Annotated in this window: 21 protein-coding genes and 2 tRNA genes; 15 read left to right on the top strand and 8 right to left on the bottom strand. The window is 57.3% G+C overall.

Translation table 11 applies throughout. The annotated features are described in order from the left end of the window. Positions 1 to 32: 32 nt before the first annotated feature. The 13 genes from V5D86_RS03830 to glmM all read left to right on the top strand — a co-directional run bounded on the left by V5D86_RS03830 (position 33) and on the right by glmM (position 18,163). A complete protein-coding gene (locus tag V5D86_RS03830; protein WP_414595379.1) occupies positions 33 to 1,076 on the top strand; it encodes an ATP-binding protein in 1,044 nt (347 codons plus the stop codon). Next, positions 1,046 to 2,947 carry a VWA domain-containing protein gene (locus V5D86_RS03825; RefSeq protein ID WP_414595378.1) on the top strand — a complete coding sequence of 634 codons (1,902 nt, stop codon included), beginning with the start codon at positions 1,046 to 1,048 and terminating at the stop codon, positions 2,945 to 2,947. Before V5D86_RS03830 ends, V5D86_RS03825 begins: the two co-directional genes overlap by 31 nt. Before the next feature lie 10 nt (positions 2,948 to 2,957). After that, positions 2,958 to 6,746 carry a cobaltochelatase subunit CobN gene (gene cobN, locus V5D86_RS03820; protein ID WP_414595377.1) on the top strand — a complete coding sequence of 1,263 codons (3,789 nt, stop codon included), beginning with the start codon at positions 2,958 to 2,960 and terminating at the stop codon, positions 6,744 to 6,746. Then, a complete protein-coding gene (locus V5D86_RS03815; protein WP_414595376.1) occupies positions 6,743 to 7,348 on the top strand; it encodes an isochorismatase family cysteine hydrolase in 606 nt (201 codons plus the stop codon). The genes cobN and V5D86_RS03815 overlap by 4 nt, the downstream gene beginning before the upstream one ends. A 120-nt stretch (positions 7,349 to 7,468) precedes the next feature. Continuing rightward, a complete protein-coding gene (locus V5D86_RS03810; RefSeq protein ID WP_414595375.1) occupies positions 7,469 to 8,863 on the top strand; it encodes a dockerin type I domain-containing protein in 1,395 nt (464 codons plus the stop codon). Between the two features lie 65 nt (positions 8,864 to 8,928). Next, positions 8,929 to 10,011, top strand: a complete 1,083-nt coding sequence (locus V5D86_RS03805) for a FecCD family ABC transporter permease (protein ID WP_414595374.1) — start codon at positions 8,929 to 8,931, stop codon at positions 10,009 to 10,011. A 4-nt stretch (positions 10,012 to 10,015) separates the two neighbouring features. Further along, positions 10,016 to 11,095 (top strand): FecCD family ABC transporter permease, encoded by a 1,080-nt coding sequence (locus tag V5D86_RS03800; protein WP_414595373.1) that lies wholly within the window; start codon positions 10,016 to 10,018, stop codon positions 11,093 to 11,095. Between the two features lie 4 nt (positions 11,096 to 11,099). After that, positions 11,100 to 11,954, top strand: coding sequence for an ABC transporter ATP-binding protein (locus V5D86_RS03795; RefSeq protein ID WP_414595372.1), 855 nt, complete (start codon positions 11,100 to 11,102; stop codon positions 11,952 to 11,954). A 317-nt stretch (positions 11,955 to 12,271) separates the two neighbouring features. Then, positions 12,272 to 13,918, top strand: a complete 1,647-nt coding sequence (locus V5D86_RS03790) for an ABC transporter permease (RefSeq protein WP_414595371.1) — start codon at positions 12,272 to 12,274, stop codon at positions 13,916 to 13,918. Next, entirely contained in the window at positions 13,911 to 15,017 is a 1,107-nt protein-coding gene (locus V5D86_RS03785) for an ABC transporter ATP-binding protein (protein ID WP_414595370.1), read from the top strand. Before V5D86_RS03790 ends, V5D86_RS03785 begins: the two co-directional genes overlap by 8 nt. Then, a complete protein-coding gene (locus V5D86_RS03780) occupies positions 15,017 to 16,102 on the top strand; it encodes an ABC transporter ATP-binding protein (protein ID WP_414595369.1) in 1,086 nt (361 codons plus the stop codon). Before V5D86_RS03785 ends, V5D86_RS03780 begins: the two co-directional genes overlap by 1 nt. After that, a complete protein-coding gene (locus tag V5D86_RS03775; RefSeq protein ID WP_414595368.1) occupies positions 16,095 to 16,775 on the top strand; it encodes a DUF47 domain-containing protein in 681 nt (226 codons plus the stop codon). Before V5D86_RS03780 ends, V5D86_RS03775 begins: the two co-directional genes overlap by 8 nt. Then, positions 16,772 to 18,163 (top strand): phosphoglucosamine mutase, encoded by a 1,392-nt coding sequence (gene glmM / locus V5D86_RS03770; protein WP_414595367.1) that lies wholly within the window; start codon positions 16,772 to 16,774, stop codon positions 18,161 to 18,163. The genes V5D86_RS03775 and glmM overlap by 4 nt, the downstream gene beginning before the upstream one ends. Here the strand turns inward: glmM and speB are convergent. The 5 genes from speB to mtnA all read right to left on the bottom strand — a co-directional run bounded on the left by speB (position 18,123) and on the right by mtnA (position 22,383). Next, a complete protein-coding gene (speB, locus tag V5D86_RS03765) occupies positions 18,123 to 18,983 on the bottom strand; it encodes an agmatinase (RefSeq protein WP_414595366.1) in 861 nt (286 codons plus the stop codon). The genes glmM and speB overlap by 41 nt on opposite strands. A gap of 11 nt (positions 18,984 to 18,994) precedes the next feature. Further along, positions 18,995 to 19,372: a translation initiation factor IF-5A gene (locus V5D86_RS03760; protein WP_414595365.1), complete on the bottom strand. Its 378-nt coding sequence runs from the start codon at positions 19,370 to 19,372 to the stop codon at positions 18,995 to 18,997. Between the two features lie 302 nt (positions 19,373 to 19,674). Beyond that, on the bottom strand, positions 19,675 to 20,781 hold the full coding sequence (locus V5D86_RS03755; RefSeq protein WP_414595364.1) for an NOP5/NOP56 family protein: 1,107 nt from the start codon (positions 20,779 to 20,781) through the stop codon (positions 19,675 to 19,677). Beyond that, complete coding sequence (locus V5D86_RS03750; RefSeq protein WP_414595363.1) at positions 20,781 to 21,383, bottom strand: class II aldolase/adducin family protein; 603 nt, start codon at positions 21,381 to 21,383, stop codon at positions 20,781 to 20,783. The genes V5D86_RS03755 and V5D86_RS03750 overlap by 1 nt, the downstream gene beginning before the upstream one ends. A 1-nt stretch (position 21,384) precedes the next feature. Continuing rightward, positions 21,385 to 22,383: an S-methyl-5-thioribose-1-phosphate isomerase gene (gene mtnA / locus V5D86_RS03745; protein WP_414595362.1), complete on the bottom strand. Its 999-nt coding sequence runs from the start codon at positions 22,381 to 22,383 to the stop codon at positions 21,385 to 21,387. A 131-nt stretch (positions 22,384 to 22,514) separates the two neighbouring features. On the opposite strand from mtnA, the gene V5D86_RS03740 reads away from it, so the two are divergent. Then, positions 22,515 to 23,264: an ArsR family transcriptional regulator gene (locus V5D86_RS03740; RefSeq protein WP_414595361.1), complete on the top strand. Its 750-nt coding sequence runs from the start codon at positions 22,515 to 22,517 to the stop codon at positions 23,262 to 23,264. 2 nt (positions 23,265 to 23,266) lie between these two features. Here V5D86_RS03740 and V5D86_RS03735 read toward each other — a convergent pair whose 3' ends face one another. The 3 genes from V5D86_RS03735 to V5D86_RS03725 all read right to left on the bottom strand — a co-directional run bounded on the left by V5D86_RS03735 (position 23,267) and on the right by V5D86_RS03725 (position 25,083). Next, complete coding sequence (locus V5D86_RS03735; protein ID WP_414595360.1) at positions 23,267 to 23,893, bottom strand: RibD family protein; 627 nt, start codon at positions 23,891 to 23,893, stop codon at positions 23,267 to 23,269. Next, positions 23,890 to 24,927 carry an RNA 3'-terminal phosphate cyclase gene (rtcA, locus tag V5D86_RS03730; RefSeq protein ID WP_414595359.1) on the bottom strand — a complete coding sequence of 346 codons (1,038 nt, stop codon included), beginning with the start codon at positions 24,925 to 24,927 and terminating at the stop codon, positions 23,890 to 23,892. Before rtcA ends, V5D86_RS03735 begins: the two co-directional genes overlap by 4 nt. Before the next feature lie 81 nt (positions 24,928 to 25,008). Next, positions 25,009 to 25,083: transfer RNA gene (locus V5D86_RS03725), tRNA-Gly, on the bottom strand. Positions 25,084 to 25,198: 115 nt separating this feature from the next. Here V5D86_RS03725 and V5D86_RS03720 point away from each other — a divergent pair. Beyond that, positions 25,199 to 25,274 (top strand) — tRNA-Val (locus V5D86_RS03720). The last annotated feature ends 77 nt before the right edge of the window (positions 25,275 to 25,351 follow it).

Genomic DNA, 25,351 nt, shown 5'->3' with positions numbered 1-25,351 from the left:
CTGGATATATACTCCAACATATCGAACCTCCGATGTCAGAAAAGAAGCGGCCAGTTTATCCGTTCTCCGCGATAGTCGGTCAGGAATCCATGAAAGAGGCCCTGATCCTGAACACAATCAATCCTCTCATCGGAGGCGTTCTGATCAGAGGCGAGAAAGGTACGGCGAAGTCCACTGCCGTCAGGGCGCTGGCGGACCTGCTTCCCGAGAGAGAGGTTGTCGCCGGTTGTGCCTGTGGATGCGAATGGGGCCGCCGTGACGATCTCTGTCCTGAGTGTCTGGAGATGGAGGGCACATCCCGTTTCGAGAAGGCCATGGTCCCCATGAGGGTGGTAGAGCTTCCCCTGAGTTCCACCGAGGACAGGGTGGCCGGGACGCTGGACATCGAGCATGCCATCAGCACCGGTCGCAAGAAGTTCGAGCCCGGTGTACTGGCCAGGGCCAACGGGAACATACTGTATGTGGATGAGGTCAATCTGCTGGACGATCATATCGTCGACCTTCTTCTCGACGCTGCGGCGATGGGTGTCAACTACATAGAGAGGGAGGGAATCTCGTACAGCCATCCGTCGAGGTTCATCCTCGTTGGAACGATGAATCCCGAGGAGGGGGACCTCAGACCACAGCTTTTGGACAGGTTCGGTCTGGCCGTCGACGTCGAGGCTGAACACGACGAGGACAGGAGGATGGAGATCGTCATGCGCCGCATGGATTTCGAGAAGGATCCCGATGGGTTCAGGGACGATCATGAACCGGAGCAGGACGTCATGCGCCGCAGGATCCTGGATGCGCGTTCCGTCGTCAGGGAGATAGAGCCCGGAAGGGACGTGATTCATGCGGCCGTGAGGATCCCACTCTATCTGGGTGTGGACGGGCACCGCGCGGATCTTACACTCATCAAGGCAGCCTGTGCCTATGCAGCTTACGGGGGCCGCGACACGGTCACCCCTCACGATGTGGTGCACGTGTCCAAGGTCGTCATGCCCCACCGCATGAGGAGAAATCCATTCCAGGATTCCACTCTGAACACGGAGGAACTCGACGCATGGCTCCAGAGCACGTTCGGGAAGAATTGAGGGTCTTCCCATTCTCGGCCGTCGTTGGCAACGAGAGGCCTAAAAGGGCGTTGGTGTCAGCACTGTCCTGTCCGGAGATAGCTTCGGTGCTGATCTGTGGTCCGAGCGGTTCCGGGAAGTCGGTACTGGCCAGGTCTGTCACGTCCATCTGTGGGGACAGGCGCATGGTCAGCCTTCCGCTGAACGCCACTGAGGATCAGATATTCGGCGGGATGGACATCGAAGACACCATCCGCGATGGGAAGAAGCGCTCATCGCTGAGTATACTATCCAGATCGGACGGCAACATACTGCTGGTGGAGAACATCAACCTGTTCCCTCAGAGCATCGTCCATCAGATCCTGAATGTGGTGGAGACGAGGACGAACGTCGTCGAGAGGGACGGGATCTCGGAGACATTGGCATGCGCACCCTTGCTGATAGCGACAATGGATGCAGAGGAGGGGGGACTCACCGACCATCTGCTGGACCGTTTTGACATATGCGTGTTCATGGAGAAGATAGAGGACGAGGCCATCCGCGAGACCATTGTCGAGAGGAGGCTCTCCTTCGAATCGGATCCCATATCGTTCCGCAGGTCTTTCTCGGAGCAGGATGCGGAGATGGCGGCGAAGGTCTCGGTCGCAGGCGCTAGGGTCCGCTATGCCCGCGTGCCCGAAGGATACTGTGGTGCGATATCGGAGGTCTGCACCAGGCTCAACGTCTCCGGACATCGCGGGGACATCGCGATGATGAACGTCTCTTGTGCACTGGCTGCCCTGGATGGCAGAGATTTCGCGAACTTGGACGACCTGAAGGAGGCTGCGATGCTGTGTCTCGAGCACAGGAGGAATGACGCAGATGACGACCCAGGGCAGCCGCCGGAACCTCCGGAGGACGACCGGGAGGAATCCGGGAACGATCAGGATGACAGTCCTGACGACGACCGGGAAGGCGACCGGTCCGATGACCCCTCGGAGAGCGATGACGCTTCGGACATGGAGCTCCCGTCCCCTCCTCTATCGCAGGACCCCGATGTCTCAAGGGAGGAGGTCTTCGCCATCGGCGAGACGTTCAAGGTCATAGACTACATCTCGAACGAGCGGCACCCAGATCCAGCGACCCGTTCGGGAAGGCATGATGGGGCCGTATCCCATGAACGCAATGGCAGGTGCATCGGATACAGGATCCCCAACGGCAGGGTCGAGGATGTGGCACTCGTCGCCAGCATCCGTGCGGCCGCACCTTATCAGGTAGTGAGGGATCACAGCCGTCTCGCCCTCGTACTTGAGAAGGACGATCTTCGTGAGAAGGTCAGGGAGAAGAGACAGGGCAGGGACATCCTGTTCATGGTGGATGGTAGCGGCTCCATAGGGGCGCAGAAGCGCATGGTCGCCGTCAAGGGGGCGATCCTGTCCATGTTGAAGGATGCCTATCAGAAGAGGGATTCCATCGGGATGGCGGTGTTCAGGATCGACCGTGCGGAGGAGGTCCTCCCCCTCACACGCAGTATCCTGAAGGCGTATCATGTCCTGTCCGAGATCCCTACAGGCGGTAGGACTCCGTTGACACAGGCCCTGATCAAGGGTCACGAGATCCTGATGAAGGGGCGCTCCTCCAAGGAGTCCCGTCCGGTGATGGTCATCCTCACTGACGGGAGATGCAACGCCCCCTTTACGCCGGGCATGAAGCCGGTGGATGAGATGCTGAGCACTGCCAGGGCGATGGCGGATTCGGGCATCAGATTCATTGTGATCGATACGGAGAGCGGCAAGCTGAGATTCGGTCTCGCTCTCGAACTCTGCAGGGCCCTAAACGGCACCTACCTGAAGCTCGAGGATCTCAATGCCGAGTACATTGAGAGGTCTGTGCGGCTCGCCATCGACAGCTGAGGTTTTTACGATGATCGAAATCTATGAGAAAGGACCGGCAGACAGCAAGGTCCGTACGGTGTATCTGAGTGTGATGAACAGGGACGGCGTGTCATTGGGCAGGGCGCTGGACCAGATGGACGATTTGCTTGTGGGGATAAGGGCAGTCTGTGCCGACTCTGAGGATCTGGACTCCAGCGAGGAATCCTTCCAGTGTTTTCTGCAGGAGGTGCGTGCCTGCGACATTATGTTCATCAACCTTCATGGAGACGAATCCCATTTCAAGAAGTACCAACGCATGATGGAGGTCGCCTTCAAGGTGGGCACAGACATACTCTATGAAGGGTCCCTGCCCGAGTCCAATGCGGAGAACCGTGGTTTGTTCAGGCATTCCGACACCGACTATGCAAAGGTGAGGGCGCTCTTGGACATAGGCGGGGATGCGAACTTCAGGTCCCTGATTATGTGGATCGAGAGGGAGCTCGGAGGTGCTGACATAGAGGTCCCCGACCCCGTCCTTTCCCGTACCGAGGGATTTTGTCATCCTGATTGGCCGGAGGATGCGGACGTAGCAGGATATATGGAATCCTTGGATCCTCTGAAGCCTACCATTGGCGTGATGACCCATCAGGTCTCAGTCACGAAGGGTAGGGTCGCACCCATACACGACCTCGTGCGCTCGCTGGAGGCCAAGGATGTTAACGTGATTCCCGTGTTCTGCGTGTCATCTCCCAACGACATGACCAGGAGTCTGGGCTCTGAGGAGGTCATCAGGAGGTACTTCATGGACGGTGATGTCCCGATAGTCGACTCCGTCGTCATGGCCATGGGATTCTCCCAGATCAACATGAACAATGTGAACGGGGATCCAGACGCCAAGAACTTCTTCATAGACCTGGGTGTGCCTGTGATCCAGGCGCAGAACATATCCAGAGGCGTTCCGGACTGGCAGGATGACATCATCGGCATGACGTCTTCCGAGATAGGGGCCTCTGTCATATGGCCAGAGTACGATGGTCAGGTGATCTCCGTGCCCCTCAGTTTCACCAGCAGGGGGGACGACGGGGGATACAGGTCTGTCTCGGTCAGGGACAGGGTGGAGCGCATCTCTTCCCTGGCCGTATCCTGGGCAAAGCTCAGAAGGAAGGGCCCCTCGGAGAGGAAGATAGCGATCCTGTTGAACATGTATCCGCCGACCAATGACCATGTGGGCGGCGCTGCCGGGCTGGACACCTTTGAGAGCATCCGCATTTGCCTGAAGGCGATGATGGACGAGGGCTATGTCATGGACAGGATCCCGGAGAACGGGAACGAGATCGTCGAGGAGGTCCTGGCCGGGGTTACCAGTGACTTGGAGTGGGTCCCAGAGAATGAGATCGAGGGACGTGCCGCCGACATGATGGACCTTGAGGAGTACATGGCCTGGTACGATTCCCTGTCTCCCACGGCCAGGGCGGGCATGGTCCGTAGCTGGGGCGATCCACCTGGCCCCATATCGGTCCATGATGGCCGTTTCATAATACCCGGGGTCAGGAACGGGAACGTCTTCATCGGGATACAGCCCAACAGGGGCCAGCATGAACAGGCGGAGACGCTGTACCATGACCCTCGTGTGGTCATGCCCCATCAATACCTCGCCTACTACAGATGGTTGGCCAACGATTTCGGCGCGGATATGATAGTCCACATGGGGACTCACGGGACCTTGGAGTGGCTCCCCGGCAAGGGGAACGCACTGTCGGAGGACGACTATCCCGACGTCATATTGGACACCATGCCCAACGTGTACCCCTACATCATCGACGATCCCGGAGAGGGGATACAGTGCAAGAGGAGGATCAACTCCGTCCTCATCGGATACATGTGCCCGTCCATGACCCGGGCAGGAGGGTACGACGAGCTGATGGACCTGGACGGGACCCTTCAGGAGTACCTCAACTCCAGGAACACAATGCAGGAGGACAAGAGGGTGATGCTCGACGAGAGGATCCACGAGCTCGTACGCGGTTTGGACATGTTCAAGGAGCTTGGTCTGGACGAGGACTGCACCAGAGAGGAGGTCGACGAGAGGATAGACCTCATCTACGACTACGTGGCGGATCTCAAGGATGCATTGATAAAGGATGGACTGCACATCCTGGGCCTGGTACCGGAAGGCGAGAGGCTGAGGGAGATGGTGTACTCCCTGTGTCGGCTGAGGAACGGGTCGGTGCCCTCGCTGAGGGCTTCTGTGGCCGAGTCCATGGGTCTGGACATAGACATCCTGCTGGACGATCCATCGGGATCCATCGAAGGCCAATGTGTGGTCAACGGGACGCTCATCGATAGGATAGACGAGAGGTTCAACGGACTCATAGATGCCATGGACGAGAGGGCCTTCGACAAGGAGGCCTGTCTTCTCGTGGCAGAGGAGATGTTCGGAACAGTCTCTGATGGGATGAGGACGTCGGTGTCCTATGTGTGCGACCAGATCTACCCTGGGATTAAGGGGATGACCAACGAGGTCCGCAACTATCTCGGGGGGCATTCCGGTCGTTATGTCGAGCCCGGACCCTCCGGGTCCCCAACCCGCGGAAACGCCCATCTCCTGCCCACAGGCACCAACTTCTATTCCATAGATCCCAACACCATCCCGTCCGAGGCCAGCTGGCGCATCGGGGTGAAGATGGCGGACCAGATGATCGAGCGCTATGTGGATGAGTACGGGAAGTATCCCGAGAGCGTGGGGATAGTGGTCTGGGCCACAGACACGATGAAGACCGGCGGGGACGACATAGCGTACATCTTCTCCCTCATGGGTGTGAGGCCCAAATGGAGTGCCGTGGGAGGCAAGGTGACCGGCATGGAGGTCATCCCCATCGGGGAGCTGGGGAGACCCAGGATAGACGTCATGCCTAGGATCTCCGGCCTGTTCAGGGATTCGTTCCCCAATCTCAGCGATATGCTGGTCAGGGCACTGGAGATGATATCCGAACTGGACGAGGACGACACCCAGAACTACTACAGGAAACACCTCAGGGAGGATATGGGCCGCTACATCAGCGACGGCATGAGTGAATCTGAGGCGAGGGATATGGCGTCCATCAGGGTCTTTGGAGACCCTCCTGGGCAGCATGGGAATGGCGTGTCCGTTCTGATAGCATCGTCCAAATGGGACACCTTGGATCAGATCGCCGAGACCTACGCCACTTGGGGAGCCTATGCCTACGGAGGAAAGTGGAAGGGCGAGAAGGTCACTGCGGCGTTCAAGCGCAGGGTCGGGTCCCTTGACGTCACCGTCAAGAACCACAACGATCGTGAATTCGACATGCTGGACATCGATGATGACTACGACAGTCTGGGCGGCATGAATGCCGCAGTGAGGACGTTCGGCGGGCACAAGCCGTTCACCGTCATGGGGGACAGCTCGGACGTGGACCGTCTGAAGGCCAGGACGTTGGACGAGGAGACCGCGTACGTGATGCGTAGCAGGGTTCTGAATCCCAAGTGGGCGGAGGGACTGAGGCCGCACGGGTACAAGGGCGCAATGGAACTGTCCAAGCTCACCGAGTACATGCTCGGATGGAGTGCTACATCGGATTGCATCGAGCCTTGGATGTTCCAGAAGGTGTCCGAGGCGTACATCTTGGATGAGGATTGGAGTTCGTGGCTCAACGAGAACAATCCCTATGCCCTCAAGGAGATGATCGAGGACATGCTGGAGGCCGTCGATCGTGATCTCTGGGATGCACCGGAGGACATTCTGGAGAGGTTGAAGGAGTTATATCTGGAGGCCGAGGGTGACATGGAGGCTCTTGGGTCCAGGGGGATGTTGGAATGAAATCGACAATGGAATACAGGGACAAGCGTTTCGCGCTGGTGTTGGTGGACATACAGAAGAAGTTCTCCGATGCGACCGATGGTCTGAGGGAGAACACGAAGGCGCATCTGGAGAGGGTCAACGAGGCGATACGCCTGTACAGGGACACAGGCAATCCGATCGTCTATGTGATGTTCGACGGGGATTCCCACGGGCAGAAGGTGGAGGACGGCGACTCGCTGACCGAGGGCCTCATAGGTCCTGTGGAGGGGGATCGGATCGTTCATAAAAGGGGCATGAACTCCTTCAGGGATTCCGATCTGGCGGAGACGATACGCGACCTCGGATGCACCCACATGCTGATCGCAGGGATGGTGGCCCAGTACTGCGTTCTGGCCACATATTACGGGGCATTTGATATGGATCTCTCCCCCTACATGCTCGAAGGTGGAATCGTGGCTACGGATGAGCGCAATGCGGAGCTTGTCGAGGAGCTGTGCAAGACAATGTCGGTTGGCGAGATGGCCGAGAACAGCTATTTCGGAGGGTCGGGACCTCGGAGCAACGACCCGCGATCTGAGGGGATCATCGCAGTTTGCCCACGAATGACAATTCAATGTTAAAACCGAGACGATTGTAACAGAATCGTAACATTGTCATTATTCAATAATGAAAGGTAATCTGCGAAAATGGTGCATATGTATTTTATTTGATTGGATTATTCATCCAACCGTGGTGTGCTAATGAATCAGAAACAGATTGTGACTGTGGCTGTCATCGCAGTCATCATCGTTGCAGCGGCGGGGGTCTACGTCTATGCGTCGATGAGCAAAGGCAGTGAAGACAGCATAGCAAGTCTCGGGAGCAGTCTCGAGGTTTATGGTAATGCGAATGGAGACTATTACATAGACGAGAATGACGTTAGGATTATCGAGAAGATAATCTCAGATGAATCGGATTGGAAGACTGACCATCCGTTTGCAGATGCAAACTGTGATGGGGTGATAGATCAGAATGACATAGATCAGGTAAAGAAGATCATCAGTGCCACCGCTAGTGACCCTGTGGTCATTTGGCACAATAATTGGAATCCCAGCGGGAGGTACATCGCCAGTACGACTTATCCAATTACATCTGCAGTCATGTGTTCCGCTCAGACAACGGCTATCCTTCTCAAAACGATAGGAATTGATGATGAGATTGTCGGATCTAGTTTCTCCGATTCTGCACCCACCTCGTCTGACAAGTACGTCTACGAGGACTACTTCGACATAATGACCGAGGATCGTCGCATAGGGAACGAGGCCACCGGAGTAAATGTCGATACAGCATCCAACCTGGTAACGAAATATGGGGTATCTGCATACATATATTCCTCTTCGAGCAGAACATTGTCCAATTTGGATGTGGTGGAGGGTGCTGGAATAGACTGTGTGCAATTGCCGGATGGTATGTCTGATGTTAACGAGTTCAACTGTGCAGTGTTAATGCTTGGATATTTGTTCAATACTGACGGAAAGGGATATATGGACACCGCAGTCAACTATGTGAAATGGATGGATGCATTTTGGACCGAGTCCCAGGAAAGGTTGTCTGCCGTGTACGATGGGGAGGTTGAGCAGAAATCAGGAGCTGCCTCGTCTATGAGTGTGTACGTCTCTGTAAAGGGGTCGTCGAATACAGACATCATAGAGCAGGCGGGTCTATCATGTCCTGTTTCTAATACAAGCAGTTCAGGAACGACATTGAAGTATACGGGCGGTACGGACACGTGGCTGAATAACTTGGACCTCGATTATCTGATAATTTTGAAGGGAAGTACCAGCGGATGGAGTTGGTTTGATGAGAAGTATGATTCGGACGATCTTCCGAAATCGCCAAATTCGTCCAGCTATCAATTCCATATGAACAATTTCAGCAGTCTCCAGTGTTATAAGAATGGGAATGCGTTTATCGTATCTTCTATGATGCCTGGGCCACTTAAGTCTGCGATTATTGCCCAGTATGTCTACCCCGAGTTGTTCGATAACGGATGGGCCGAATCGTTCATATCGGAATATTATCAGGAGTACTGGGGATTCTCGGAGGAGAAGTGCAAAAATCTGAAGTACGTCCTGACTGAGGAGGACGTCTTCTGAAAACAAAGCGCCCCCTACAGAGGGGGCGCGATAATTACCGATGTGCGCATGCAGGGGTGGTCCAATTGGAGGATGGTTCTGACAGAAGGGTCCTGGAGGCGGATTACGGGAAGTACACTCGTAGGAAGGTTCTGTTTATCTCTGCATGTCTTATCATATGCTTTCTTGCGGTTGGAACATCGGTCACTGTCGGTGGCCGTGAACTCTCTATCATAGATGTGTACAGGACCATATTCAACCATTTGGCGGGACATGATTTCATTCAAGGAACGACCGAATGGATGGATGACTACATAGTGTGGAACGTCAGACTTCCTCGTGCGATATTTGGGATAGTGGCAGGTGCTGGTTTGGCAGTCGCGGGAGCGACCATGCAGAGTGTGATGAAGAATCCTTTGGCAGATCCGTACACTACAGGGATATCATCGGGAGCATGCTTCGGCGTCGCCATCGTAGCGACTCTGGGCATCTCGGTGATGTCGGGCGACTCTGGACTGGCGCCTGTAGTCAATGCCTTTGTGTTTGCATTAATTCCAATGTTAGTAATCGTACTCATCGCTCCTAGGGACGGGACGTCTCCTGCAACCCTTATACTGGCAGGAGTGGCCATATCGTTTTTGTTCAACGCCATGACGACAATCATCCTGACCTTCACAGACTCGGAGACCCTGGCAGATGTGTATGAGTGGCAAATTGGCACTCTTACAAACATAACTTGGGGAAGTGTCCCCGTGCCTCTTGTAATCACCATCTTGGGCACGATAGCTATGACTGTATTGTCCAGAAAACTCAACATCATCTCACTGGGCGATGAACAGGCGACCAGTCTAGGGGTCAGCGTGGAACGTATGCGCATGGTACTGCTGATCCTCATATCAATGATAGTCGCATCCGTAGTGGCATATGCAGGTATAATCGGGTTTATAGGATTGATTGCACCACACATAGTCAGAATGCTTATCGACAGCGATAATCGCTTTGTTATCCCCGGTTCTGCAATGTTTGGGGCCACTTTCCTATTGTCATGCGACATAATCGTGCGTATGTTATCAGATGTGGAGGCGATACCTGTCGGTGTAGTTGTGTCGTTCGTGGGTGCCCCCATATTCCTGTATTTGATTGTGAGAAGATCGAAATCCATGTGGTGATGCCTTGAACTGTGAAATCTATTCGATGGCAAATGGTCAGAGGAATCAGCGCAAGCGTTTCGTAGTGATTGTAGCAACTTTGGTTGCAGCGGCAGTTGTAATATTCATATGGGGTGTATCTACGTCCCAGTATGAGATAGGCTTCTTTGAAGCGTACAAGGTTCTTATGGATCGGATCATGGGTGTACCCCTTGACGGAACGTACGACTCATGGATGAAAGACTATGTAGTGGTTGAGCTGAACCTTCCACGTCTTGTGGGCGGCATAACGATAGGCATAGTCTTGGCCGTATCCGGTGCGATCATGCAATCTGTGATTAAGAACCCACTTGCAGATCCGTACACTACTGGGATATCATCTGGGGCCCTTCTTGGAGTGTCCATTTACATTTCCATGGGCTTCTGTCTGATACCTGGACTGGAGGGGGATGTGGCCCAGATGGTGAATGCGTTCATATTCTCACTCATTCCCACTATGGCCATTGTGTTGATCACTGTGATGAAGCGGAACATAACCCCGACTATGATGATCCTGGTAGGTATAGGCGTAATGTATCTGTTCTCGGCGACCTCTTCCATGGTGAGGTATCAGGCTGATCCTGATGCCGCGCATGAGATATTCACATGGACTCTTGGTACCCTTGGGCGGGTTACATGGGACAATGTATGGATACTGATAGTCACATCGGTATGTATCTTGGTCTTCGGAATCGCTGTTTCTAAGACTCTCAATACCCTTACCGCAGGTGACAATCTGGCCAAATGTCTGGGTGTCAATGTCCGTGTGTTTAGGATGGTTTGTCTGATCGCTGTGGCTGCGGTAACGGGCATCGTTGTATCCTACTCAGGCACTATTGGATTTGTCGGGCTTGTGTGTCCGCATATTACGAGGATTTTGGTCGGATCCAATAATAGGTATGTGGTTCCGTGTAGCGCGCTGGTCGGAGCAATCATGCTGATGTTTTCGGATTCTGTGGCCAAGATAATCATTCAGAGCGGATTGCCTGTCGGAGCGATAACCGCCCTTATAGGTAGCCCGATTTTCATCTATTTATTAATCAAGCAGAGAAACAATATTTGGTGATATAATGGACATCGATATCAAGAACCTGTCTTTCAGATATCCAGGGGTGGACGTGTTCCATGACGTGACGATGGATATGGGTAGGCCAGAGCTTTATGGCATACTGGGGCCGAACGGTGTCGGAAAATCAACACTTATACACTGCATTAACCGCATATTGCAACCGGCAGGAGGTACCGTCATGATAGATGGCGAGGATGTTGATAAATATCGTCTAAAGGACCTTGCTAAGAAGCTTGGATATGTTCCATGTGCAGGCTCTGACGCATTTCCCATGACGGTGGTGGACACCATTCTGGTTGGAAGGCATCCGCATAGCGACTGGCGTGTCACGAAGCAGGATTATGACCTGGTGTATGACACCATCTCGACTATGGGTCTAAGTGATCTCGCTATGCGTCCGTTCAATGAACTCTCTGCCGGGCAGAAGCAGAAGGTTATGCTTGCAAGGGGTCTTGTGCAGCAACCTTCTGCGATTTTGCTGGACGAGCCCACAGCTAATCTGGACATTAAGCATCAGTACGGGGTTACTAAGATGCTGAGGCGCATAACCCGTGAGAGGAACATGCTGGCGGTCATGGTTTGTCATGATCTGAATATTGCCTCGAGATATTGCGATCGTATAATCCTCATGAGTGAGGGAACGGTTTACAAGATGGGCACGCCTCAGGAAGTAATCACCGAATCGAACATAAGGCATGTATATGGGGTGGATTGCAAGGTCATACACAATTATGGGTGCCCACATGTCATAGTCTTTGATGACGGGTTGGATGAAATCTCAGAAGTCGTACCAGAATCTGCATGTGATGTCGACACTATCTCCGACGTAAATGAAAAATCGATTGCTCATCCCTGATCCATGGAGGATGCGACGGATTCCTGGGATGGACAGCCTTTGAACTGGGGGTGGTGTTATGCAACCTGTCTAACGTCATGGACGTTAGCCGGTGTACGCGCTCTATGTTCTGAAAAATAATCGTCCCGTTAAAACTCAATAATATAGAACACTAGTTTAAGCATTATTTTATCGAGACCCATTCTCAAGAGGACAATGGTTATATCTCCATAGAAATCTGGGTTATTGAATCAGATGATCGATCCGATTAACATGCAAGATGACAAAGTCCATATCGACCGCCACATCGGCAATCGGGTTCTGTGAGAGGTGCATCCATGTCCTTGATGAAGAAGTTCGATGACCTCTCCGGCAATTACAAGGTCCGCAAGGCATGGTTGACCTTTGCGATGACCATATTCCTGGTGGTCATCGTGATCCCGGCGATATTCGTCGTCACGAAGATCTTCACGGAGTGGGACCTTGTCACCAACGTCCTCAACGACCCTTCGACCATGACCATGATCGAGGGGGCGGTGTGGAACTCGTTCAGCATTGCATTCATCGTCACGATGATCGACATCCTGGTGGGCCTTCCGATGGCCTGGATCATGGTCCGCAGGAACTTCAAGGGGAAGAAATGGCTGGACACGCTCCTGGACATCCCCCTGGCATTCCCGACCGCCGTCCTGGGTATATCGGTCGTGATCTTCTGGGGAGCACCCGAAGGGGTGGCCATCCCCGGGCTGGGGCTGGATCTGTCCCCTTACGTGATGATGATCCTTCTCCACATCCTTTTCACATACCCGTACATGGTGCGTTCCCTGTCCGGTATCCTCGAGCAGATCGACGTGAACTACGAGACTGCGGCCATGACGCTCGGGGCATCCAAATGGACGGCGGTGAGGACCATCACGGTCCCCCTGTTCCGTGCGGGACTCGCGACCGGGTTCATCCTGTGTTTCGCAAGGTCACTGTCAGAGACCGGGGGAACATACATAGCATTGTCCATGCTGGGCGTGGACAGCACGTTCTTCACCGGGCCCTCGTTCATCAGCTGGCTCAAGCACGATTCCGCAGCGGTGGATTCGGGAGAGATGATGGGGGCCATGATCCTGATCAGCGTGGTCATGATCATCCTGGCATTGCTGTTGCTGGTCGTGGTCAAGTGGATCATAAAGCGCTTCAAGGTGCCGGTGAAGAAGGTATGGCCGGACATCGGTCGCAAGGTGAGCCGCGGATTCCTCCCGAAGACCAAGGACGTGCTCACGATCGCGTTCCTCATCCTCATCGTGCTGGTCCCGTCGTTCTACATATTCACGTTCCTGACGCAGCCCATCCCCGAGATCGACTACGGGGGGTTGTTCGGCTCCATCGGGATATCCGTATTCGTCGCCGGCGTCGCCGTGGTGGTGGACATAATCCTGGGGGTGCCGATGGCATTGTACATTGCGAGGAACCACAACGGGAAGCTGGCGAACATCATGGACGGGCTCGTCAACGTGCCCCTGATCATCCCCACCACCGCTCTGGGATTCTCGCTCGCGCTGTTCTGGAACAGCATCGTCGCGGAGGGCAGCATGGATCTGCTCCTGGTGATCCTCGGCCATATATCGTTCACGTACCCGCTCGTCGTCAGGAACCTGATCGGTGCGATAGAGGAGGTCAATCCGGAGTGCGAGGAGATCGCCATGACGCTCGGGGCCAAGCCGTTCCAGGCGTTCCGCAAGATCCTGATGCCCATAATCAAGTCCTCCGTGATGGCCGGAGGGATATTGGCATTCACGAGGTCCCTGGGAGAGACCGGGGCCACGACATCCATCACATCGTCCGTCAACACCGTTCCCGTGTACATCACGGACCTGGTGAAGGCCGGGGAGTACACCGAGGCCGCCATGTGCTCCATCGTCCTGATCATAATATGTTTCATTCTGATGCTCACGGTCAGGGCACTGACCCACAGGAGGCAGGGACGCGATGCCTGAGATAGTACTCGATGACCTTTGCAAGAAATTCGGAGACACGGTCGCGGCGGACCATCTCAACCTCACCATCGCCGAGGGGGAGTACGTCTGCATCCTGGGGCCCACCGGGGCAGGGAAGACCACGTGCATGAGGATGATCTGCGGTCTCACGCATCCGGAGTCGGGACGCGTCCTTCTGGACGGGAAGGACGTGACCATGGACTCCCCTGATTCGAGGAACGCCACCATGCTGACCCAGACATACGCGCTGTTCCCGCATCTCACGGTCTACAACAACGTCATGTTCGCTCCCAAGACCAAGGGTTGGCCGGAGGCGGATGCGAAGCAGGTCGTCAGGAGCACGCTACACATGGTGCACCTGGAGCAGAAGGCCGATTGGATCCCCGCGGAGCTCTCTGGAGGGCAGCAGCAGCGCATAGCCCTCGCGCGTGCGCTGGCATCCGGTTCCAAGGTGCTCCTCCTGGACGAGCCCCTGAGGGCGCTCGATGCCCGCCTGAGGATAGACCTGAGGAAGGAGCTCCGCTCGATGGCCAGGGAGATGGGTCTCACGTGCATCCACGTCACCCACGACCAGGACGAGGCGCTGGAGATGGCGGACCGCATCGCCATAATCCGTAAGGGCAGGATCATCCAGTTCGGGACCCCTCAGGAGGTCTTCGACAACCCTGTTACGCCTTTCGTCGCCAACTTCGTCGGAAGGTCCAACGTGTTCACCGGGAAGGTAGTAGGACATCCCGACGGCCTGACCGAGGTGGAGGCATCCAACGGGGCCAGGCTGCTGGCCCGCGGTTCGGACATCCCCGAGGGGGACGAGGCGGTCATCGCGGTGAAGGTAGGGTTCACGAAGCTGTCCAGGCCCGGGAAGGAGGATTGGACCGGCCTCATCGAGGGAAGGGTCGAGCGCGTCCTGTACGAGGGCGTGACGATCACCGTCGAGGTGTCGGTGGACGGGTTGGGCCTGATATCGTCCAAACTTCCCAACAAGAGATATGAGGATTACAAGCCTGGGGACTCGGTGCAGATAACATGGCCCGCCGAGAAGGCCGCCGTGTTCCCGATGCCCGAGTGCGGGCTCGAAGAAGAGATGAGGTTGGACTGATGGCAAGGATCAAGCTTGACAGGATCTCCATGCGTTTCGGCGATTTCTACGCCGTCAGGGACATCTCCCTCGACATAGGGAACGGGGAGTATGTGACGATCCTCGGACCGTCCGGATGCGGGAAGACCACGCTCATCAAGGTCATATCCGGGATCTGGACGCCCACCGAGGGCAAGGTCTATGTCGACGGGAAGGACGTGACCAACGTTCCGATAGAGGACAGGGATGTGGGATACGTGTTCCAGAACATCGCCCTGTTCCCACACATGAACCTGAAGGACAATGTGGAGTACAGCCCGAGGGTCAAGGACCAGGGCAAGGAGAGGATGGAGGAGCTGTCCGAGGAGTACCTCACGCTGGTGGGCATGTTCCAGAGGGCAGGACTCCTGCCGGAGGAGCTCTCGGGAGGCGAGCAGCAGAAGGTGGCCATCGCGCGTGCGCTGGCATCCGGATCGAAGATGCTCATGCTGGACGAGCCCCTGTCCGCCCTGGATGCCCGTGTCCGCGTGGAGCTGAGGTACGAGCTCCGCAGGATAGTCAAGAAGCTCGGGATCACCGTGCTCCATGTCACGCACGACCAGGAGGAGGCGATGTCCGTGTCGGACCGCATAGTTTTGATGCGTTATGGGGCGATAGCGGAGACCGGGTCCCCTCTGGAGATATACCGTCGCCCGAAGTCCGTATTCGCCGCCAACTTCATCGGGGAGACGAATCTCATGGATGCGACGGTCTCCGATTGGTCGAAGAGCGGGAAGACGAAGGTCAGGCTCCGCGGCGGACATGAGGTCCGTGTGTCCAAGACCGATTTCCGCGTTGGCGACCCCGTCGTGATCTCCGTTAGGCCCGAGCACGTGTATCCCGCGAATGACGGGATGGTCGCGAAGGTCCGTTCCGTCGTGTTCGGCGGCACGTATTGGCGTGTCAGGACCATGGCGGAGAGCAGTGATTTTATTGAGTACAACGTGCCTGCAGAGGACGAGGTGCCGAAGGTGGGCGACGAGGTCCGCCTGGTGTTCAACAAGAAGATGACCGTGGTGTTCCCCCGTCCCGAGGGCGGGATAGAGGAGGAGATTAGACTTGAGTAAGGATGCTGCAAGCCTTTTGGGTTGGTTTGGAAAGAGAAAGGAGGGGGTCGTCAATGACGGTCTCCGCGCTATGTTCCTGTCCGTTCAGGACTGTGTGACCGAACTGGGTCTCGCCATGCGCGCCATGGGGGATTCCGACCCTGCATCTGCACAGAAAGCCATCGAGAGACTGTTCCAATGTGAGCACGAGGCCGATGCGCAGGAGGATGAGCTCTGCAACCAGATCAGTCTCGGGGAGCTCGGTGCGCAGGAGAGGGAGGACCTTATGCACTTCATACGCAAGACCGATAAGATAGCCAACTGGAGCAAGGAGGCAGCGATCTCCGTCAAGCTGGTCGAGGAGATCGGACTGGAGGTCCCCCGCGAGATCTGGGACATGCTTGCACAGGTCGTGTCGGACCTCGAGTCCGAGGTGAGGAACCTCTCGAACGCGGTCAGCATCATGGGGGTCGAAGGCGCAGACGTCATGGAGTGCGTCCGCGGGGTCAGGGACCTTGAGAGGACCATAGACCGTTCGTACTTCGACATCACGAAGGCTATATTCAAGTCGGACATGGACAGTCCTTCCATAATCATGATGTCCCGCATCGTCGAAGCGATCGAGATGGCCGCAGACACCTGCAAGGGCTGTTCTGACACGGTGGCCATCCTTCATTTTGCGAAGAAGGTGTGAGCACGTCCCTCTTCGGAGCCAATGGCGTCCGTGGTGTGATAAACCGCGACCTCACCCCGGAGGTGGCCCTCCAGCTAGGAAAGGCTGTGGGACGCACGTTCCCGGGGGAGGTCGCCGTGGCCACCGATGTCAGGGACTCCGCGGATGCCGTCAAGATAGCGTTCCTGGCAGGGCTGATGGCCGTCGGGACGGATGTCGTGGACCTCGGAGTGGTCCCGACGCCCGCCCTTCAGCTGTACATGAGGGACAACCCCGATATGTCCGGCGGGATAATGATCACCGCCTCCCATAACACGAGCGAGTACAACGGGATCAAGATGATCCTCCAGGACGGTATCGAGGCCACGAGAGAGGACGAGCTGTCGTTGGAGACCTTCTTCACACGCAGCATCGACCCTGTATCTCCGTCCGATCACGGACGCATGAGGGCGGACGATTCCGCGATACCGCACTATGTCGATGCGGTCGTGTCCCAGGTGGACGCGGACGCCATCCGTGCCTCGGGCCTCACGGTGTGCGTGGACTGTGCCGGCGGGGCGGCCAGCCTGACCACGCCGCTGATCCTGAAGCGTCTGGGCGTGAAGGTCGTCGCATTGGGATGCGATACCGCCGGTGCCCCGAGCAGGGAGAGCGATCCCACAAGGGAGAACCTCGCGGACCTGATGGCGGTCACTCCGGTCGTACATGCGGACCTGGGCGTGGGCCATGACGGTGACGGGGGCCGCTCCGTCTTCGTCGACTGCGATGGGAACTACCTGAGCGGGGACGTGTCCGGTTCCATCGTCGCCAGGAGCATGCTCGGCGGCGGGAAGGGCTGGGTCGTGACCCCGGTGAGCTCGTCCATGGTCCTGGAGGATACGGTCGAGTCGTCCGGAGGGCAGGTCAGATACACCGAGGTAGGGTCCCACGCGATCGTGCACAGGATGCTCGAGAGCACGACCGTCCTGGGCGTGGAGGAGCACGGGGGCATGATATTCCCGGAGCACCAGTTCTGCAGGGATGGAGGCATGTCGTTGGCGATGATGCTTCAGATCGTCGCCAAGGAGGGCCCTCTGAATGCCCTCGTCTCATCGCTGCCGAGATATTACACCGTGAAGCACAAGGTCCCTTGTCCGGATGAGGCGAAGGCTCCGCTGTTGGACTGGTTCTACAAGGAGCTGGACGGGGGGCATTACAAAATCGACACCACGGACGGGCTCAAGGTGTACTGTGACGACGGATGGGTCCTTCTGAGAGCGTCGACGACGGAGCAGCTTTTCAGGATCTATGCCGATTCCTCGGACCCGCAGATCTCGGAGGATCGCGTCCGCCAGGTGGAGGAGAAGGTGACCGATTTCATCGGGAGCTTCACTCAAGGCTCTTCGCGTGAACAGCTAGGACCTCGTTGATCATCCTCGCCGCGAGGATGGATGTTATCCCTGAAGGGTCGGCCGGAGGACAGACCTCGTTGACATCGAATCCGATGAGTCTGTCTCCGATCATGTTGATGGTCCTCTTGACGTCCATGGGCGTCAGTCCGAAGGGCTCGGGAGTACCGGTCCCGGGGGCGTACGCCGGGTCTATGCCGTCTATGTCCAGCGTGAGGTAGACCTTTTCGGCCTTCACGGAGTCCAGGGCCTTCTCGACGGCCTTCGCGATGCCCATGTCCATGATGTCGAAGGAGCTGATGAAGGGCACGGGATCGTCCCTGTCAAGCTCTTCCGCACCGATCGCCCTTGCACCAAGGACGAAGACGTTGTCAAGACCGAGATGGTCCGCGGCGCGTCTCATCACGCATGCGTGGCTGTTGGGGGTCCCCAGGTACTCGTCCCTGGAGTCCAGGTGGGCATCGATGGATATGAGGGCGATGCTCCCCTCGGGGAACGCCCTGATTATGGGGATGTTTATGGAGTGCTCCCCGCCGATCGCGACTGTGAACTTTCCGTCCCTTATGGCCGGACCGACCGCGAAATCGACCTCTGCGAACATGTCCTCTGGGAGGATGAAATCGTCGCAGTTGCCATAGTCGCACACTTCCAGTTGCCTCTGGTCGAGGCCGTGCTCGAAGTGGATCTCCTCAAAATTGTAGGAGGCCCGCCTTATGGCGGTGGGTCCCTCCCTTGCGCCTGCCTTGAAACAGGCGGTGTGGTCATACGGGATTCCGAAGATGACTGCCTCAGCATCGTTGTATTCGGACTCCGCGCCGGCGTATGCGATCCCGTATGACATCTTTTCACGCCTCACATGATCTTGTATCTGCCCATGGCCTCGAGATACAGGATCTCTCCGCCCTCGGCCAGAGGCTGCTCGTGGTCCGCATTGATGGGGATTGAGATCTGCTCGAAGGTCTCCAGGTCCATGATGAGGGCCTCGTCGTCGCTGAGGGTGAGGATCTGTCCCTTCCTCTTGTCGATGACGGGTACCTGGACCTTGGTGCTGACAGGTCCGACGATGGACTTCTTGGCACCGGTGAAGATGCTGGCAGCATCCACGTTCGCTTTCGCGGATCCGTGCTTACCGGGCTTGGAGGTCGTGATCTTGATGATCTTGCAGGGCTCGTCGTCGATGTTGACGTATCTGCCCTCTTTCAGTTCCCTGATCTCTTTCATCTCCCACATTGGAATCACACTCTTCTGTTGAATGGCTTCCTGGCCTTCAAGGCCGGAAGTTCACCCCCGTAAAGGAAGCGTCGATATGCATGTTTGTAGCTGTCATGCTATCTGGCTCCCCTTAGGGACATTCGGCATATTAATATTGTGTGAAACCCGCATTTTTTATGGGGTTTTTCGTAGCAGAACCCTTCTGGGACGGAGGCGGACAGAAATAGCCAGCATGTGGTGCGGACACCACCGTCATACATGGCGGGGGAATGGCGGCAGGATGTCTCTCGAAACCATCCTGTCGCCGTTTCATCGGGGGTTCAGTGCCTGTGCGGCTTTCCGCCGGGCCTGCCCTTCCCACCTCTGTTCCTTGGCTTTCCGCCCTTGGGCTTCTGTGGCTTCTTGGGCGGGTCGGGATACCTCTTCTTGATCTCGGCGACCCTGACGCGGAGCTCCTCGTTGAGCCTGTCCCCTGCGAACTCGCCGTGGTACTGGTCGATCTTCGCCGCGATCAGGACCTTCCCTGCCAGCGCCCTCGCGATCTTGCCGCGTTGCCAGTACGGCGCGCGGTGGATGTCGGGGTGCTGATAGATGATCCCATGCTTCGGGCCGCGCTTCCCGGACCTCATCGCTCTGAACATGGCCTTCTCGGCGCCCAGCAGCTGGACGGTCGACGATGGGAGGGACGCGAGCCTCTCCAGGCCTCCCGCCAGGGACACCATCCTGGCAGCGAGGGGGCCGCCCAGCATCGCGCACATGTTGGGGCATGTCTGCTCGACTATCCCTTGGATGTACGCCTCCGTGCGGAGCTCGTCGTCGTACAGGCGGTCGAGGGTGTCGGCAAGGTCCATTATGGCCCTGAGGTCCTCGTCGTCGAGGTCGGCACCGATGGATTCGATGTCTATGCCGAGCTCCTCCTTGATGGAGTCCCTGTCCCCGAACCTGGCCACCAGTTCGGCGTACTTCTTGTCATGGGCATAGTCCGCAAGCTCGGGGAAGTGCATGCCGTACCACTCGTGGAGCCTCTCGCTGTACAGGTTGATGGTAGAGATCTGGTCGTCCAGGCTCCTGATTGCCTGTACGAGGTTCCTGTCCCTCGGCACCGGTTCTGACGTCCTCAGTTTCCCGAGGCCGACCATAACATCGTGCATGAACCTGTCATCGAACCCGTAGTCCGACGCCTTGATGAACGAGGAGTCGAACATCATGGGCCTTCCGAGCTCGGACTGTCTGCGGTCGGACACGTTGGGCTTCTCCTTTCCGGCCACCAGTTCCCTCTCCTCGTCGAGGATCCCGCCCCTCTGCATCAGGGCCAGCTTCTCCGCCGCCTCCTGTGCGTCCTTCGGCATGAGCCTCTTGTCCAGGATCCTCCCGGACTTCTCGTCCAGGATGAACGAGCCGAACCATTTCGTCACAAGTATTACCATCAGATCACTCCAAGTCTCTTCAGTTCGGACTCCGGAAGGTCCTCCGCATCGCCGCACATCATTTGCAGGCGTGCCTGGAACTCCAGCTCCTCCATCCTGTTGTACGCCTCCTCCAGGTTCCTGCCCTGCGTCAGCGCCCCGTGGCGCGCCATGAGCATGGCATCCGCCCCGGAATGCGCCCTGACGGCATCGACGAGGTCCTGTGTGCCGGGCGTCACGTACGGTATCAGGGGCACCTTCCCCAGGAGCAGGGCCCCTTCGGGAGTGAGGTTGCATCTGAGCCTCTCCCCGCGGGTGGTCAGGGCTACGCAGTTCAGGGGGTGGCAGTGGACCACGGCATTCGTCCCCGGGTTCGCGTTGTACAGCGCCAGGTGGAACCCCGTCTCGATGGAAGGTTTCGGGCCGGATATGACCTTGCCATCCATCGAGACCTTCACCAGGTCCTCCTGTCTCAGCAGACCCTTGTTCCTGCCGGACGGGGTGATCAGGATCGCATCGTCTATCCTGACGCTCATGTTCCCCCCGGCGGATACCGTCAGGCCCCTGTCGTAGAGTCTGGCACAGGTCTCGACGAGCTCCGTCCTCATCGATAGCTCGTCCATGTCAATCCCTCATGACGCCGACCTCGTCGGGTCTGAGGATGCCCTTCTCGGTGATGAATCCGGTCACCAGGTCAGCGGGGGTCACGTCGAAGGCGGGGTTGAGCGCCTGGGACCCCTCGGGGGCGATCCTGTGTCCCGCCACGACGTTGACCTCGTCCTGGGACCTCTGTTCGATGACGATCTCCTTCCCAGACCCCATGTTCAGGTCGAAGGTGGAGACCGGTGCGGCGACGTAGAACGGGATGCCGAAGTGCTTGGCCGCTATGGCCTTGTCGAACGTACCGATCTTGTTGGCGAAGTCGCCGTTCGCCGCGATGCGGTCCGCGCCGGTGATTATGAAGTCCACGCCCTGGCTCATATAGTATGCGGAGGCCCCGTCGGGGATAATCCTGTGGTCGATGCCCTCCTGACCGAGCTCCCAGGCGGTGAGCTGCATGCCCTGGAGGCGAGGCCTGGTCTCGGACACGTAGACGAAGAACCTCTTCCCTGCGTCATGGGCCGCCCTCATGGGAGCCAGCGCAGTGCCGACATCGACGGTGGCCAGCGCACCGGCGTTGCAGTGCGTCATCAGCCTCATGTCATCCTCGATGAGCTTCATGCCATGCTGCCCGATCAGCCTGCATTTGTCGATGGTCAGCTGTGCGTATGAGTCCGCGGACCTCACGGGATCCTCGCCGCTCTCCAGCCTCTCGCACATCCAGTCCACTGCGTGGAACAGGTCGTACGCGGTGGGCCTGGCGGACTTGATCTCCTCAGCGGCCTTCGTCAGGTCGTATCCGTTCAGTGCGGCGAGGCACATCCCGTATGCGGCGGAGGCGCCTATGGACGGTGCGCCGCGGGTGGTCATGTTGCGGATCGCCTCGGCCACGTCCGCGTGGTCGGTGAACCCTACGATGGCGAGCCTGGAGGGCAGCTCCCTCTGATCGATCATCATCACCTTTCCGTCCTCATACCAGACAGCCTTGATGTCCTTCCTCACACCGTCTACGACAGCTTTCATAATGCCAGACGCATCGACGGGGATGTTATTAACCTGATTGTCACTTTCCAAACGTCTGCCGCCGGACGGTGTCGGTCCGTGGGCTCAGACAGTATTTATTTAATGAGTATCGGCATGTCTGCCCGCATACCATGACGGATGGACCTCTGATAGATTTTGAGCTGTACTACACCAAGACCGGATTGGTGCAGGTTACCAACGATGTCAGACGTCAGATCCTGCATGAGCTGGAGGATCGCAACCTGTCACTCACGGAGCTCGCGAAGCTCACGGGAAAGGCACAGTCCACACTGTCCGTGCATCTGGACAAGATGGTTGGCGAGAACCTCATCGCGGTGCATGACGACCCTGAGGACAGCAGGAGGAAGGTCTACTCCCTGGTCTCCGTCATGCTCGCATATTCCAAACCCCCTTCCGATGAGGCCATGACCCTGGCCATGCATGCCCTTTCGGAGGTGGCGGACGATCCGGTCCGTACGCGTGACGCCCTGTCCAGATTCATATTTCTTGGATTCGACGGCATGGGGCTCTCGGTCGGGCCCATGGCGACCATCCTGGGCGCGATCCACGCCATGGCGCTTAACGGCAAGCTCACTGGGAAGAATCTGGAGGAGACCGTTGCCAACGGGCGGGACTATTACAAGAAGATGGGCCTGGGGGAGGCAAGCGTGTACTCGCTCAGTCCGCTCTCCATCATCATAAAGGACGACCTGCCGTTCACTCCCGATTCCGCCAGGTCGCTCGGATACTATGCGACCGGGTTCTTCTGCAAGATACTCGAGGATGCCACCGGGAAGGTGTATTCGGTGACCTCGGACGAGGTGTTCGGGACCGAGAACAATTATTTCCGCTTCACTCTGGAACCATCGGTCAAGAACTGAAGTCACTCGGGCTCGAACGTCAGGAGCGCACCGTTCCCGAGGACGTCGCAGGATGCGAGCCTCAGCCTGATGCCTCCCTCCGATGCCCATCCGTCGCCGTCGCACGGTGTGGGGGAGTCACGGCCGCCTATGACCAGGCCGCCGACGAATACCGTGTACTTGTCCACGAGCCCTGCTCTGAAGAACGACGATATCGTCTTCCCTCCGCCCTCCACGAGCACATTCTCTATGCCCATGTCGGCCAGTTCCTCCAGGACCGCCTCCAGGTCGATGGAGTCCTTCCCTGCACGGAGCGTCTCCTCGCAATCCCATTCGCGGTCGCAGGACTCCAGGGTGACCATGATGGTCGGGGCCCTGTCGTCGAGGACGAGTGCATCGTCTGGAGTCCTTCCGTGCGGGTCCAGGACGACCCTGATGGGGTTGGTGTCGTAGTCGAGGTCCTTCAGGGTGAGGTGGGGGTTGTCGGCAACGACGGTCCCGACCCCGACCAGGATGGCATCGTACTTCCTCCTCAGGTTCTTCGCACGTGACTTGTCCTCGTCAGAGGATATCGACACCTGGGTCCTGTCCGCGCCCGCGATCTTCCCGTCGGCGGACATGGCGCAGTTGACATGGACGAACGGCCTCATCGCCTCGCCCCCGGTGTGACCGTGAAACGGTACACGTCCTGTATCCTCTCGACCCCGAACTTCACATCCAGGAACGATTCGAGGGTGTCCATCTGGCTCAGGAGATGTCTGCTGATCCTGGAGACGTTGAACGAGCTCTCCCCCTGGGCCATGGCCATGTAGGGCAGGAGCTGGTCGGCGGTGTGCACGTCCATGGTGGCACCGCTCCTCATCTCGCTGAGCAGGTCCTTCGCGGCATCGCGCCCGCTCCTCTCGGGGGACTGGCCTCTGGCGGACAGGGCATTGCTGCCCAGCATGCCGTTCTCGTATTCCGCGACGAGGACAATGCCGGCCCCGCGGGAATCCCCCTCGGTGTACTGTATGTCTATGTCTATGTCGGCCACAGGCGAGATCATCTGGGTGCAGCTCTTGACCATCGCGTCCGGGATCCAGTCCGAGAGGCGCTGGCAGAAGCACACCCCGCGCACCGCCTTGAGGTCACCCAGGGTGTCCAGCTGGAGAGGGGATATGTCCCCGATGGGATCGAGTCCGGCGATCACGCGTCCTCCGCCCTGAGGATAGAATCCTCTCTCTATGATCTTCACGTCGGCGGCGATGCCCATCTTCCTCATCATCGGGAAGAGCAGGGTGGAGTACGAGTCTATCGGGGGTGCCCACATGACGTTGGTCCCTCCGCATATGTCGACGGTGAGGCGCTTCTTGTGCCCGCGTGCGGCCAGCAGCATCGCCTGAAGCACGAGGCTGATGCTCCCTGCCGAGCTGATGTTGACGTTTATGTCGTACTCGTGTTGGGTTCCGGGGTAGAACAGGAGGTCTCCGGACCCCATCGTGCACCCCTCTATCTCCGATCCGGCCATCTGTGCGACCGCACGTACCGCGGCCACATGCTGTTTGGACAGTCCGTTGGTGGGCCTGTTCTCCCTGATGCGGGTCAGATGTACGGGTATGCCCGTGACCGTGGACATGGCCACCGATGTGCGGACCATCTGTCCACCGCCCTCTCCGCGGGAACCGTCTATCTCGAGCATATCCATGGGCGGACGATAGGCGACCTGTCTTTTAGGGTTTTCCTTATAAACGCCATACGGGCGGGATGCAGTGGATTGGAGAAAGGATGGTGCGATTGCCGGGAATCGAACCCGGGTCAGAAGCTTGGGAAGCTCCCGTCCTAACCGCTGGACTACAATCGCGCAGTCCCCTCCATGTCATTCTTCTATTTAATGACGGGGCTTCGAGCCGGAGGGTGGGCGGTGCATCGGCGTCTGTGGATTCTGTTATATACGATGTCCATCTACGGCATATCGCGGGCTCGTGGTCTAGTGGTTATGACGTCGCCCTTACAAGGCGAAGGTCGCCGGTTCAATCCCGGCCGGGCCCACCACTCCATCTTCTGGTCTCTCGGCTAGTGTGTTTCCTAATTCTGGTGTCATATAGACATCCTCGTGGATTTGAAACGGT

The organism is Candidatus Methanoprimaticola sp. MG2 (assembly GCF_047501175.1).
Classification (GTDB): domain Archaea; phylum Thermoplasmatota; class Thermoplasmata; order Methanomassiliicoccales; family Methanomethylophilaceae; genus Methanoprimaticola.
The sequence above is the reverse complement of the archived record's forward strand: the minus strand, read 5'-3'. Positions and strand labels throughout refer to the sequence as shown.